The following is a 14,935-nucleotide window of genomic DNA, read 5'->3' as shown; positions in this document are numbered from 1 at the left end:
CAAGAGCGGTGGAACAGTATCAACATACGGTCTTTGATGACAGTGATTTTCAGACAGAAAAACTGCTGTATCTTCTGAACCATACGCCGGTTCCAACGAAGTTTGACAGCCATCTCCTGGCGGAAACAATGAGAAAAGTCGTTGTTGCGAAGGAAGGGTATCTGGAGTTTCATTTCAAAAATGGGTATCAGCGAAAAATATGGATAAAGGAGGAATGAGCGATGCTGCAGACCATAAAAAAGAATATTTCCGTGATTCCAGCGGTACCTGCCCATGCGGCAGAAGGAAGCCAGCAGACAAAACTGCTTCGGGTAGCCGCTTACTGCCGTGTCAGCACATTACAGGAACAGCAGGAAAGCAGTTATGAAGCACAGGTAAACCACTATCGGGAAAAGATACAGAACCACCCCGGCTGGAAATTGGCTGGCATATACGCCGATGATGGGAAAAGTGCCACCAGTACCAAAAAGCGTCTGGATTTTCAGGCAATGATCGAGGATTGTATGGCAGGAAAAATCGATATGGTACTGACAAAGTCCATCAGCCGCTTTGCCAGAAATACGGTGGATGCCCTGACTAACATCAGAAAGCTGAAAGAAAAGAATATCCCTGTCATATTCGAGAAAGAAAGCATCAATACCATGGAGGGCAGCGGAGAACTGCTTTTGACCATATTGAGCAGTCAGGCACAGGAAGAAAGCCGGAATATCAGCGAAAACTGTCATTGGGGTATTGTACGGAAGTTTGAGGAAGGAAAGGTCATGGTGAACCACAGCAGATTTCTGGGCTATACGAAAGATAAAGACGGAAATCTTGTGATCGTGCCAGAAGAAGCACAGCTGGTGCGGCGGATCTATAAACTCTATCTGGAAGGCAACAGCAGTTACCGCATCAAACGGATTTTGGAGGCTGAGGGCATTCCTACGGTAACAGGGAAAAAGACATGGAGCGCCACCACCATTGACCGGATGCTTTCCAATGAGAAATATATGGGGGATGCCCTCCTGCAGAAAACATATACGGTGGATTTCCTGACGAAAAAGAAGGTGAAAAACAACGGGATCGTACCCCAGTATTACATAGAGAATGACCATGAAGCCATTATCCCCAAAGAATTGTTTTATCGTGTGCAGGAGGAAAAAGCAAGAAGGGCTGCCATCTATAAACCGGCTGTCAAAAGAAAAAATGGACTGCAAAAAGGGAAATACAGCGGCAAATATGTTCTGTCTGATCTTCTCTACTGTGGAGAATGCGGACAGCCTTATCGCAGACAGGTCTGGTCAAAGTATGGGGTAAAGCAGGCGGTTTGGAGATGTGACAATCGGCTGAAAAACGGAAAAAAGAGGTGTAAGTATTCTCCCACACTGAAAGAAAAGACACTGCATACTGCCATTATGACTGCCATCAACAGTGTGGCAGAGGATCATGGGATGTTTGTGCAGGCGTTTCGGGAAAATGTCTTGCAGGTCATTGGAAGTTATGAGGCATCGGAAAAAGAAACAGAAATCCTCAAACAGATGGAAGCCTGCCAGAAAAAGCTGATGGAGCTTATGGAAATCGGGATGAAAGATGGAAAAGAGGATTTTGAACAGGAATATGACAAGATCATGGGGAAACTGAAAGAACTGCAAAAAGCCAGAACAAAGACCGCAAAAGAAAACAGACTGGCGGAAAGCTGTCAGCAAAGAACGGCGGTTTTGGAACAGTATGTGCGAAAAACAAGCTGGTTACAGAGAGAGTTTGACGAGGAATTGGTGCGTAGGCTCATTCGAGTGATTAAAGTGGTCAATGAAAATAAACTGGAGATACAGTTTCATTCGGGGATCGTGATGGTACAGCGGATGGATTTTGAGGAGTGATGGGGGAGCCAGATAATGGCTCCAACAACTCATACTATTATAAAAAAATAAAATCTAAATTTTTTTATTAATAAAAACGGAGTTATGCTGTTTCATTATACCTAAATATGGAAAATAGAGGTACGTTTTGCTATAATATTTTTTAAACTGAAAATTATTAAGGTGATGTAATATACATGAATGTTTAAAAAGTGTAATATATGGAGAAGGGTATTTAATAACTGTTATTTGAGGTTTTGAGAGGATATTTGTATGAAAGAATATAATCCTAAAAAAGCTGTTAGGAAAAATATAACTCCAATAATAATTTTAATTATAGGAATTTTTATAGATATTTATGTTAATTTTACAGGTGATTTTTTAATAGCTGTAACAGAATCCTATATGGATTATGTATATGCAGGAATAATATCTATTTCGATATTATGTTTTTCGTTTATTGCATTAATTTCCGGATTTTTGGATAGGACATTTTATGGTTATAAAATGAGAGAAATCTTTCAGTTTGAAGAATCAAATGTAAATTTTAAATATGATATTATATATTCTTTAGGAGCTATTGTTTTGGCAACGGTTTTTCTTGCAGGGAATTTTGTTATGAATTTTTCGAATAGTTTGACTGCATTACTGTTTGGTATAATCTTTTTTGAGGGTAATATTGCATTTAAAATTTATCAAATTATAACAGAGGATAATATTTGTTATGACTTGGTAGTTGAGCATTTTAGAAATGGTGATAAAAAACGCATTGATGATTATAGAGCATTTCAGAGTGATGTTGATAAAATGATTTCTGCTTTGAAAATATTTATAGATGAAAATGATGCTGTAGGAAAAAATAATGTATGTGATATGCTGAGTAACCTCGCTGAAAATATTCAGGCTAGAGCGAAAAAGAATAATAATTATTGTTGGTATGATTATTTTAATCAAAAAGTTAGAGATTGTATATATGAATTTACCAATACTTTTGGATATAACGAGATGATAAAAAATGTTATAAAAATTTATCATTACATACCCGATTTTAAATATGCGAGAATTGACTTGTATTGTATTCCATTAAATAATATGCGTTTTTGGAATGATAAGAATTTGATAGAGCAAGATTATTTTGATCAAATTAGTCAAATTGATTTTATAGATGAGTATAAAAATGGAGATATAACAAATTTGGAGGTAGAAAAAATTTTATATTGCTATTTTCAAAATGTTTTGTCCAATCTTGTCTGTTCAGAACCAGTAAAAAAACAAATTATAGAAACATACATCCAACAGTTAGCAAAATTCCATTGGAAAACAAATGAAAAAGGTACAGAAGTAGATAGTATTGGATTGTTAAATATTTTGGTATATTTTGTTTTGAAAAATGAAAATACAAATGAAAGAAATTTAATTTTTCAAATTTTAGCTAAAGAATTATTTTATAATATCAGTTTATTTTCAGATGAAAAATCTTATGATTTTTTGTCCTTATTTTTTCAAGCTTTTTATGCCTATATTTTTTGTGAAGAAGTTCTCAATCCAGAATATAGAGAAATGTTAAAAGAAACATTTACTCAGGAAATATCATCAGCTACTCTTGAAAAAAGAAAAGTTTCGCAGCTATTAGGATTAAATATAAGATCAATATTGCGAGCAATAGGAAGAAGAATTGAAAGACAAAATAACGATGGAAGAAAATTTGAATATTTCCCAGAGTTTATGATGGTTAAAAAAATAGTTTGGACCCCTAATTTTGATATTGAATATCTATTTATACTTTATTTAATATATAACGATGAGGTTGGTTATTATTCGATATATGAAAGTTGTTTTGATTGGAAAAATATACAAGAAGATAAACAATTTTTAGTACTAAGCATTATGTTGGAAAAATTTGATAAAAGTAATGGATTGTTGAAAAGTGATTTTGTCAATGAATGTATATTGTATGGGAAACTGTTAGGTCATACACATACGATTTCTGAATCTAATCAACAAAAACTATTTAAACATATTAACAAAGAACTGACGAATATTTTGGAGAAAAGAACTAACAATATTAAACAGGAAGAAACAAATTTGTCAGATGACAGAATTAATGACATACTAAATGAGATAAACGAGTTAATGAAAAAAGATGAAATATTTGGTTGGGATACAAAGTGTTCTTCAGATTTTTGTTTAGAGTTTTCCATCCACAATTATATTGTTAAAAAGAGAAATAGAACAAATAGAGAAGTTGCTAGAATTTTTCAAAATGCAATTATAGATAGTTTGCAAAAATATATTGATAAATATACCAATGAATTGATTTTAACTTTTGATTTAGATGGAATTAATAAATTGTCAGAGTTTCTTTTAAAAGGTAAATATAATGCACGAAATTACACATTTACTGAGGATTTGGCTTTGGGAAAATATAAAAATACAAAAGAGTTTAATAAATTAATAGAACTGCAGAATAAATTGAGTTTGAATAAAACTCCGCAAATGAATAGTAAATTATTCTTCCAAAAAGAAAATTTTAAATTCAATGCTAAAATATCAAAATTGCAGAGTATTGATTTAAATGAACAAGAATGTGCAGATTTTATTGAAATTTCTAAAGCGTACAATGGGTTATATAATGTAGAGGGCGCTTTGATGTCAAAAGAAAAGGCAATTAAAATTATTAAGAATTTGTATCATAGAGAAATATTTGAATTTGAACTTATGATTGCTTTTAAAGGGGATGATGTAACACATATAGTTTTTAAGTATTAGACTAACATAATTTGCAACAGTAGTAAGGTATATAGGTTTAAATTTATTTTAGAAAATTTGTCGTTTCTCTAAGTCTTTAAAAGATACCGTATGTGCTGTGCTTTTGATATCTTCAACTTGAATCTTATTTTTAATAAAGTAGAATGATGAAATAAAGCATATTATTAGAAACATGCTAGATTTTCAAATCTTAATAGATGAACAATGTTAAAATTTGTGACCAATCAAAGAACACCGAAATAGTTAGTAAAGGAGAAAGATTATGAAACATTATGCCTATAAAACAGGCTACTTTTGGCGGAAGTTGGACAATGTACTGATACGCAGGATGAACCAAGTGATTAAGATGGACAACAAAAATAAGCTGGAGATATAGTTCCGTTCTGAGATTGTGCTCTTACAGTGGATGGATTTTAAGGAGGGAAAGAGAATTTCTTCATTTAGATTTTTGAATGGACAGGGTTGAGGAGAATTTGGGAATAACAGGTTTCTTGGGCAGTGAGAATAGAAAATCTCACTGCCTTTTGTGTTGATGAGAGAAGGAAAAGGAATATGTTTCTCAAAAAAATTAAAAAACATTGAGATTCTATGAGACTTTTTTTTCGCTATACTCTGGAAAATAAATCATAGAAAGGATAATATGTATGAGTAAAGAGTTAATAGGAAAAAATGGAAAAATCGTAGGATCAGCAGCTTATTTTCAAGAAATGAATCGAATCTGTAAGATAACAGAAGTGATGAAAGTCCCAAAGGAATATCAATATTTTGATGGATGTAAAGAACTTGCGCGTAGCTGCAAAGAGATTGTTTCTGTGATATATCAAGATGTAAAAAAATGTGCAGACATTTTGGCTTTTCTTCCTGAAAAAGATCGGCAGGAAACTGCAGAATTGGCAAAGGCGATAGGAGAAATTTCACGGCAATGGGGCAGTGCCAGTGGTGATGTGAACCAAATTGTTTCCCTTGTTTTGCTGTCTGCAAGTGCATCTAAAAGAAAATCATCTGAAAGTATGGGGATGATCGAAAAAACAGAACGAAAGCTACGAAGTACAACTGGAAGCAGTTTTTCTATGTCTGAAAAGATAAATCTTTTACAAAAAGCAGTAAGTGGTACTGTCTATCAAGCAGCATCAAATGATGCAAAAAAATTGGAGTTTCTCATGTCTATAGAACAGGGAAAAGGAAAAGGATTTTTACAGGATGTTTTGCATTATTATGATTATTTGAACCATCAGCGCAATTATGTTGGCAAAAATGGAAAGGTTGTTTGCAGCAGAGAATACAATCAGGAGATGCAGAAAAAAGTTTTTTTCAGAGGCTTTTCACGAGTTTATTCTTATGGGCATCCGAAAAAATATGTTTCAGAAATTCAGAATATGCTGAAAAAGGTATGCGATGAACTTTCTAATGATTTGGATCAAGGAGACAGAAATAAAGATTATATCCTTGACGAAAATGGAAAAATTTGCTTTACAGCTATAGAACAATGTGGAAAAGCAGGGATATCATGTGCTGGTTTAAAAAATAAAGTGGAAAAACTGATGTGGTTTGTAGGTGGAAACCAACAAAAAATTTTGACTTTACAAAGAAATATAAATGCATTGGGGATCAGAGGCACACATGGATGGTTGAAAGAAGATGGGGTTTTCGGAGAGGAAACGCTTAGTGCGTGGAATGAATTGTCAAAGGCTCTGGTGTCAGGTTCTGTGCCTGTGTTGACTTATATTGATGTATTGCAGAGTGATTTAACAGGGGTTACACATAGACTCATAAGTAAAAATACAATGCTTACGTTAAGTAATGGAGAAAAGGTTAATTTAGAATATTCTATATTGATGCAGAAAATAGATGGAAAGGATGTTGCTATTTTTAGGCTGGATAAACCACATATAAGGGATGGAAAGAAGCTTGGATATCATATAAATTATGACGGAAATGCCCCCAAATTTATTGCTGAATATATAGACCATATGGAAATATCAGAAGCTATGTATCTAAAATTAAGAAATTTTGAAAAAGTGGGTAAAGTGGTTCATAAAGGGGGACGAGTGTTGTTAGTTGCTGGAGTGCTTTTAGATACTTTGGAACTTGGGAATACGATTGTAAATGATTTACAGGATGTGGATAAAAAGATTGGTAAAAAGACTGGTATTAAGGCTGTAGAAATTGGCGGACGCTGGGCAGGTGCTGCCATAGGAGCAAAAGTTGGGGCAATGGCTGGGGCAGGAATTGGCTCTTTTATACCTGGACCAGGAACAGCGGTTGGTGGCGCCTTGCTTGGTCTTGGAGGAGGAATTGCAGGTGCAATAGGAGGAGAAAAATTTGTTGATTGGATATTAGATATTACGGACTTGGTATGATTAGGAGAGGATAAAATGTTTTTTTATCGTAAGAAGAAACAAAAGGAGGAGCAACGAAAACAGATGAAATATTATATTTCTGTTTTTGCCTCTGAAACGGAATTCACCTGTAGTGTTTCTTATACAGAAGGGATGCCCAATACCAAATTTACGGAGATAGGGTATGCGCTTATGGATGCAGTTCTGTCTGGGTATTGTGTTTTTACGGTACGTCATATCATTGGAAATCCAGAGGAATTGGAGCGCTGTTTGGCTTATTTGAAACAGGAGCCGACAGCAGAATTTATATCAGATGAAAAAGAAATGATCATTGAAAAAGGAAAAGGTGTTTTCTCTTTTTTGGCGCAGGATTGTTTTCACAATGTAGAACCAGGCGAGTGGAGTTTTCCTATGAACGATTTTGAACGATATGGTTATCAAAAAGATGTTCGGATGAAAGAAACAGCTGAGGAACAATACACGTTTTTGGAGAAGGAATCCCCAGATATTTGTGTGGACTATGAGGATCATTTTGAGGAATTGCAGTGCCTTTCCTTTACTATCAAAAGAGAAGTCCTTCCTCCAGAAGATTTTGCTGTGTTAGCCATTCAAGTTTGCAGGCAATATGGAAAAGAGGTTGAATTGCATTATCAGGAGAAAGGATACATGTGAGAAAACGCTTCAGGTTTTTATGTTCAAGCACTTCATTCGTGTGCATGGAAATTCAAAATAAGAAATAGATTACATAATATGATATTGTCATTACTAAAAAATGTGCATTTACACATAAAAAGGGACACTTTCTATAAAGTGTCCCTTTTACGTGCAAGAACATTACATCTTGATTTTATATTTCACTCGATTGCCATATGCCATACTAGTCAGAAGTCCCATTTCTGTAAACTTCAATACAAAACCGCGGATAGTAGCATAAGCGGCATTGCCGAAATCTTTCTCCAGTTGCTTGGTGGAAAATTCCTGCTGTCCGTAAGCGGAAAGCACAAAATTCCAGAGGTCTTTTTCCTTTTCGGTGATTTTTCCGTCTTTTAGGGCATCTTGAAAACGGGCAATCTGATTGGTTTTCTGTGCATTTTCCTTTTCGATATGGTTGTAGATATTTTCCGCAAAATATATGAGAAAAGGCGTCACATCGATCATACCGCTGATTTTGGCGTTATCCTCTATGAGCTTATATGCCTGATAGTATTTTTTTCTGGTCTGGTTGATATGGTAAGAGAAAGAAACAAACATAGCGGAAGGATACCCTTTCTGCACCAGATACCACTGATGAAGCAGGCGAGCCATACGACCATTTCCGTCAAAATAAGGGTGAAGGTAGGCGAAGTAGAAATGAATGACTGCGGCTTTTTGCAGGTCATCCATATCTGTATCTTCCTGAATAAATGCAACCAGTTTTTTCATATATTCCGGGAGGAGAGCGTGGTCTAATCCTGTATGTTCTACCTCTGTTCCGACAATATAAACGGAATCATGGCGGTAGAACTGACCGGGCAGCAGGCGGCTTTCTTCCTCCAGAAAGTCAGCAATGGCAATCTCATAAAGGTGATAGATATTTTCTTCTGTGATGAGATTGCTTCTCTCAGAAATAAAGTCCAGCCCCTTTTTTATGCTGTAAACACGGTCTTCCGCATAACCGTTAGGGGCATATCCTTTGAAAATTTTGCGGATACTTTCTCTGGAAGAATCAATGCTTTCAATGGCAAGGGTGGCATAGACTTCTTCTTCCATAGCCTCTTTGCCATAAGAACCGCTTTGAGGCATCAGCAGCATTTTAGCGGGAGCGGATTTCAGCTGTACCAGAGGTTTTAGATAGACGCAGGGATTTCCCTTGAAGTCCGGCAGGGGAAGCGTTGTATAAACGCTGTCTTTCACCAGATGCACAAACTCTGTGACATCTTCAGGACTGTATTTATACTGCATTTTTTTCAGGTTAGTGACGCTTTCGTCAGAAAGCATTTTGATATAGAGAGCGGCATCCATGGGATACACCTCCTTGTGATAATTATTAGTATCAATTTATATCAGTATAGACAATTTGAAAGAAAAATACAAGTTTTTTTAAAATATGGAGCTATGGAAAATAGAAATTAGTTAGGATAGCTACACCAAGGGATATTTCCGTCATGCGTTCATGTTGATAGATGCTTCTTTACATGTGGAATCGGTGGTACTGATGACACGTTGTGGCACGCAGGCGTAAAATAAGGGTGAAACCACAATGCGTACCGGAAAGAAATCCGGCGGCGAAGCCGTTTTTGCGAAGCAAAAATACTGACCAGTTGTGGTTTGAAGGCAAAAAAACAGGGTTTTTTCGGCTAAAAAATGCCCGTTTTTGGCGCTTGAAAAATGACCTTTGGACAGATGACATAGATCATTTAAGTAGGACAGCAGGAAGAAAAAGCCTTGCTGTCTTTCTTTATGTAGACAAGAGTATTCAGATATGTGAAGATATAAGCAAGCCGAAGCTGTATGTTTGACAACATTTGAAAATACCCGTAGAATATGAGCAAACTAGCGAAGAGGAGGGATACTATGGCAATTACGGTTTCCGATTGTTTAAAGCTGCCGTCTTTGAGAGAAGCGAAGGTTGTGGCGGGGCATAAAGGGCTTAACAAATTTGTTACGACAGTTTCTGTATTGGAATATGCAAAAAGATATGCTTTGGCGGAAGAATACTTTTTGGGAAATGAGCTGATTTTGACTGGTTTTATTTCAGTAAAAGATAATATAGAAGATCAATGTGAAGCATTGCGCCGGCTGCATGAGGTTGGAGAAGCGGGGGTTGTTTTATATTATGTTGGGTGCTTTTTGTCGGAACTCCACCCCGCGTTGATTGAAACTGCGGATGAATTGGATTTTCCGCTGATTGTAATGCCGGAAAAAGCGTATTACTTAAGATACAGCGAAGTGATTACAGAAGTTTTACAGCTGATTTTTTCAGATCAGCAGAAAGAGACTTATTATGTGAAAAATATTTTAGAGCAGATTGCAAAAATGCGGGAGCGTCAGCGTAATATTGAAAGTGTGCTCCGGCTTTTGAGTGACAGACTGCGATGTTCCTTTTTGCTGTTAAGCCATGACGGCGCGGAAAACGGTTATGCCAGCTGGCCCATTGGTTCCAAAACAATATTTGATTATATGATAGAGTACATAAAAAATCATGAGCCAAAACGGAAATGTTCTTTTTTTCAGTCAGAGGGGAAAGACCATACATTTCGACTGTTTCATCAAAAATTTGATACACAATATCAAAAAAGCCTTCAGTTAGTGGCACTGGATGAAGGGATACTTCTGAATGAATTTAGTTTCCAGCAGGCCATAGAAGTGATACAAATGTTCAGCAGCATCTGGAAGTATGATTTTGAGACTGAAACGGAAGATGAATTGGTGCGGGCTATCATCAATGATCAGCCTTTGGTAATGAATCGTATTGCCAAGAAATATTTTATTGACCTGAAGAAGATTCGCGTCATGTGGGTGTTGAAATCTCGGGGAAAATCAGCAGAAAGACAGGAAGATCTTGCGGCTGTCTTGGAGCAGCAAAAGAGGAAAATCCAATTGTTTTTAAAGGAAAATGGAAAAAATGTTTTAGTGGATACATTTGATAACGGCGTGGTGGCTTTTATGGATGACGCGCCCTTTCCTGAGATGGAAACACCTTTGGCGGAAACGTTTATGGAACAGTATGGGGAGCTTGATGAAATTCTTATATGGTGCGGCGGAATGGATTCCACAAAGGATGTCAGAAATGCTTACCGCATGATTGAGGATAGTTTTGAAACCATTTGTAAGCTGTATCCAGCGAAAAAAGTATTTACGGAAAGAGAACTGGAATTTGCTTTAGAATGTCTGCGAATCATTGAAAAAGGAGAAAATGCGATAGAACGCTATCAGCAAAGCCTTTTTGCTTTGGCAGGACAAAAGGATGAAAAGGATATGATAAATACCCTTTCTGTATATTTATTGGACGCCAATCGTAGTATTTCTGCTACCGCTGGATTGTTATATCTGCACGATAGTACGGTAAAATACCGTTTAAATAAGATTAAGCAGAGATTAGGATATGATATGGATATGATGCCAGGGGCATATTATCTGTATCTGGCGGCTGCGTTGAAAAGGCTGACATAGATATTTGACTGAAAGTTGGAATTATATAGATAAGGCTTTTCAAGCATGAATTTTCTTTGAAAAGAAAATTCATGCTTTTTTGTTTTTCTTTCATATTTAGCTGAAAAGACAAAGTTTCACGTTTTATTTCAGCTTTTGGGACGAATACAAATGACTTTCCGGGAGCTACAATGTGGATAAGGTTAACCGAGATCGAAAAAAGGAGGTATGTATATGGATCAGGAAGTGAAAAAAAGCTCAAAAATGGAAAGTCGCGCCATGAGCCGTGTTTCTGAGGAAGAACGCCAAAGCTGGGTCAGCATCGCTTTTTTATGGATTGGTACTATGATCTGTATTCCTATGCTGATGGTGGGTGGAATGTTTTCCGCATCAATGACATTATCCAACATTGTTTTGGCGGCATTTATCGGATTTTTTATTTGCAGTTTCGTTATGGTTTTGACAGGGATGCAGGCAACGGATTTGGGACTGCCTTCTGCCATGTGCGCAACAAAAGCTTTTGGGGATAGAGGTTCCTCTCTTCTGACCAGTTTGGTTGTGTTCGTTGCGCAAATGGGTTGGTTCGGCGTACAGACAGCAACCTGTGCCACAGCGTTTAATACGTTGATGGCATTGGTAGGCATCAATGTCCCTTTCTGGATCTCCTGTATCATTTGGGGCGCTGTGATGCTGATTACGGCTGTTTATGGATTTACCATGATGAAAATTTTGAACTATATTGCAGTTCCTGCGCTGGTTGTACTTTGTATTTATGGCGCTTACCATGCCGGTTCTGATATGGGCTTAACTGCTATGATGGCACTGGTGCCGGAAACACCATTGGCTATGAGTGCGGCGATTTCCACAGTAATTGGGCTGTTTGCGGTAGGAACTGTAATCAATTGTGACTATGCGAGATATGCCAAAAGCAGAAAAGATGCTGTAAAAGCTACGTTTATCGGTGTTTTGCCGGCGGCAGTCATGATGATTACCGTAGGCGCGGTCATGGCAATGTCCACAGGCAATTATGATATTACCAGCGTATTTGCAAGCATGGGGATGCCAGCCATCAGTATGCTGGTGTTGATTCTTGCAACATGGACTACGAATACCAGCAATGCCTATACATCCGGTTTGGCGGCGATGAAGGTATTCAGTTTAAAGGATGAAAAACGTCCGTTGGTTACTATGATCTGCGGCGCCATTGGTACACTGATTGCCATTGCGGGGCTGGCTGATGCGCTTTCCGCTTTTATCACAGTGCTTTCCAGTTTCGTGCCACCTATTGCAGGGGTAATGATCGCTGATTATTGGATCGTTGGGAAAGGAAAACCAGAAAATTGGCATCCCATCAGAGGTTTTAACTGGAACGGTATCCTCGCCTGGACCATCGGTTCTATTGTGGCCTTGAAATTCAGCTTCTTCAGTCCTGCGCTGGATGGTATCATCGTTTGTTGTATTGCTTATGTAGTGCTGAACGGACTTTTTGGAAAAACCGCTATGGCTGGAAAAGGAAAAATGTCTGTGGAGGAAGCGGAGGAAAGCGTTTCCGCCTAATCAAACATAAAGGAGGAATGAAAATGGAAGGAAACAAGAAAATTGTAGAAGCGGCAAAGAAGCTGATTTTGGACTGCATGGGAACAAAACCGGATGAAAAACTGCTGATTGTAGCTGACGAAAAAACATTTGAATTGGGATATGCTTTTGCAGAAGCAGGACGTGCCTGCGGCATCGAAACAAGTTTTGTGGAAGCGCCCGCACAGACCAAAGGAGAACCGCCGGTACCAGTAGCGGCAGCAATGGCAGCGGCTGATGTGGAGTTTTTGCTGACTTCCATGAGTTATTCCCATGTAAAAGCCCGGATTGAAGCAACGGAAAAAGGAGCAAGAGTCGCATCTATGCCTATGATGACAACAGAGATTGCGGAAGGGTATCTGAACGCGGACTATCCTTTTATCAAAAAAGTCAGCGAACAGTTGGCGGATATGCTGACAAAAGCAAAAACAGTCCGTGTTGTAACGGAGAAAGGAACGGATATTACATTTTCCGCGGAAGACCGAGTTTGCCATGCAGATACCGGAGATTTGACACAAAAAGGCGCTTTGGGAAATTTGCCGGCTGGGGAAGCGTATTTTGCGCCAGTGGAGAATATCGGTACAGGAAAGATCGTCGTCGATGGATGTATCGCTTATGTTGGGCTAGTGAAAGATGATATTACGCTGACATTGAAAGATGGGATGATCACCGATATTTCCGGAGGAGAAAGCGCGAAAATGCTGACGGAGTTTTTGGCGGACAAAGATGAAAACGCCAGAGGCATTGCGGAGTTTGGTATTGGCACCAATCCGGGCGCTAAGATTATCGGGCATCCTTTGGTGGATGAAAAGGTTTGGGGAACCATTCATATTGCTTTTGGCATGAACCTGTCCTTTGGCGGCACAAGAGATTCCAATATTCATTATGATTGTATCATCAACGCGCCTACGGTATGGGTGGACGATGTGATGATTCTGGACAAAGGAAACCATATTTATGAAAACATGAAATAAAAAAGGAGGAAACGAGTATGATCAGAACGTTAAATGAAGAAGCTTTAATCAATGTGATTTGGGGTGCAACACTTCTTGGCGGCGGTGGCGGCGGCTCTTTGCAGAGTGGCTTGGATATGCTGGAAGCCTATAAAAAGGCGCATCCGGAAAAAGCGCCGGAACTGGAACTGATTACATATGACGAAATGCTGGAAGGGGAATATGCGGCGGTGACAGCAGGCATGGGTTCTCCACAGGCCATTGTGGGGCTGGACTTTTCCCAGTATGCTATCAATGCATTTGAACTCCTTCAGGAAATGGCAAAAAGAGAGGGCAAAAATTTAAAATATAGTATCCCTGTGGAATTGGGCGGCTTCAATACCTTTGTTCCTATGCTGATCTCTTTGGTAAAAGGGATTTCTTTTGTGGATGCTGACGGTGCGGGGCGTGCGGTGCCAGCGTTGGAAACATTGCTGCTTCATGTAAATGGATGCGCCACCTCCCCTTTGGCTATGGCGAATGACGTCAACGATAAAATCACCATCGAGCTGGCTGACCCTTATAATGCGCCTCTGGCGGAAAAATTGGGCAGAGATGTATGCATTGAGTTCGGTATGAAATCTGGTTTGTCCGGCTGGATGGTATCTAAAGATGATATCAAGGACAGAATTGTAGATGGTTCCATTACGTTGGTTGAAAAAGTCGGAGATATTTTCAGAAATACAAAAGACAAGACAATGCTTCTGGAAACATTGGCGAAGAAAGGTATTGTGGAAGCGAAAGTTATTGGCAAAGGTAAGGTGGAAAAAGTATTTACAGATATGTCCGGCGGCTTTGACTATGGCTATGTTCTGGTGAAAGGTGAAGATGATGCTGACTACAAAGTAGATTTCCAGAACGAAAACCTTCTGGTTTCCAAAGGAAAGAACGGTACATTCACACCCTTGATGACTGTTCCGGATATTACTTGTATGTACTGCATTCAGACGATTCCGGGATCTCCTGTGAAGGCAGGAATGCCTGTTTCCAACGCTGATGTAAAAGAAGGTATGGTGGTGGGCATTGGCGCAATTAAAGTCAATGAAAAATGGTTCAAAGACGAAAATCACGATAAAAAATGGTGGACTGTTTGGAAAGAATACATGGATAATATTAAATATACAGGAGACAATATTCCCTTTGATCATTTGAAATAAAGTTTTGCGGCAGTGTGAAACTTTTTCTGTAAATATGTAATTGAAGAGGTTCTTCTATGGTAAAATTTAAATCATAGGAGGACCTTTTATTATGGCAAAACAGAAGAAACCCATACATCGGGTACAAATGACAG

11 protein-coding genes are annotated in these 14,935 nt (G+C 38.2%); 10 read left to right on the top strand and 1 reads right to left on the bottom strand.

The genetic code is table 11. The annotated features are described in order from the left end of the window. From INF29_RS12225 to INF29_RS12205, 5 genes are all read left to right on the top strand, one after another. Window positions 1–218, top strand: a 218-nt coding sequence (locus tag INF29_RS12225) for a hypothetical protein (RefSeq protein WP_207728169.1), incomplete at its 5' end; no start/stop codon positions are given. A 3-nt stretch (window positions 219–221) separates the two neighbouring features. After that, window positions 222–1,859 carry a recombinase family protein gene (locus INF29_RS12220; protein WP_193486876.1) on the top strand — a complete coding sequence of 546 codons (1,638 nt, stop codon included), beginning with the start codon at window positions 222–224 and terminating at the stop codon, window positions 1,857–1,859. A 252-nt stretch (window positions 1,860–2,111) separates the two neighbouring features. After that, window positions 2,112–4,607, top strand: a complete 2,496-nt coding sequence (locus tag INF29_RS12215; RefSeq protein WP_193486874.1) for a hypothetical protein — start codon at window positions 2,112–2,114, stop codon at window positions 4,605–4,607. 644 nt (window positions 4,608–5,251) lie between these two features. Then, a complete protein-coding gene (locus INF29_RS12210) occupies window positions 5,252–6,967 on the top strand; it encodes a glycine zipper family protein (protein WP_193486872.1) in 1,716 nt (571 codons plus the stop codon). Window positions 6,968–7,216: 249 nt separating this feature from the next. Beyond that, window positions 7,217–7,618 (top strand): hypothetical protein, encoded by a 402-nt coding sequence (locus INF29_RS12205; protein ID WP_193486870.1) that lies wholly within the window; start codon window positions 7,217–7,219, stop codon window positions 7,616–7,618. 162 nt (window positions 7,619–7,780) lie between these two features. Here INF29_RS12205 and INF29_RS12200 read toward each other — a convergent pair whose 3' ends face one another. Next, window positions 7,781–8,947 (bottom strand): Fic family protein, encoded by a 1,167-nt coding sequence (locus INF29_RS12200; protein WP_193486868.1) that lies wholly within the window; start codon window positions 8,945–8,947, stop codon window positions 7,781–7,783. A 227-nt stretch (window positions 8,948–9,174) separates the two neighbouring features. Here INF29_RS12200 and INF29_RS12195 point away from each other — a divergent pair, with 227 nt between their 5' ends. From INF29_RS12195 to INF29_RS12175, 5 genes are all read left to right on the top strand, one after another. Beyond that, window positions 9,175–9,444: a hypothetical protein gene (locus INF29_RS12195; protein WP_193486866.1), complete on the top strand. Its 270-nt coding sequence runs from the start codon at window positions 9,175–9,177 to the stop codon at window positions 9,442–9,444. Between the two features lie 55 nt (window positions 9,445–9,499). Beyond that, a complete protein-coding gene (locus tag INF29_RS12190; protein ID WP_193486864.1) occupies window positions 9,500–11,098 on the top strand; it encodes a PucR family transcriptional regulator in 1,599 nt (532 codons plus the stop codon). A 213-nt stretch (window positions 11,099–11,311) separates the two neighbouring features. Further along, window positions 11,312–12,634: a cytosine permease gene (locus INF29_RS12185; protein ID WP_193486862.1), complete on the top strand. Its 1,323-nt coding sequence runs from the start codon at window positions 11,312–11,314 to the stop codon at window positions 12,632–12,634. 23 nt (window positions 12,635–12,657) lie between these two features. Further along, a complete protein-coding gene (locus INF29_RS12180) occupies window positions 12,658–13,626 on the top strand; it encodes an aminopeptidase (RefSeq protein ID WP_193486860.1) in 969 nt (322 codons plus the stop codon). 17 nt (window positions 13,627–13,643) lie between these two features. After that, window positions 13,644–14,801 carry a DUF917 domain-containing protein gene (locus tag INF29_RS12175; RefSeq protein WP_193486858.1) on the top strand — a complete coding sequence of 386 codons (1,158 nt, stop codon included), beginning with the start codon at window positions 13,644–13,646 and terminating at the stop codon, window positions 14,799–14,801. Window positions 14,802–14,935 lie beyond the last annotated feature (134 nt).

Origin of the sequence: Anaerotignum lactatifermentans (assembly GCF_014982935.1) — a bacterium.
GTDB lineage: Bacteria > Bacillota > Clostridia > Lachnospirales > Anaerotignaceae > Anaerotignum > Anaerotignum lactatifermentans.
Note: the sequence above shows the minus strand (reverse complement) of the source record. Positions and strands in the feature narration are given on the sequence as shown.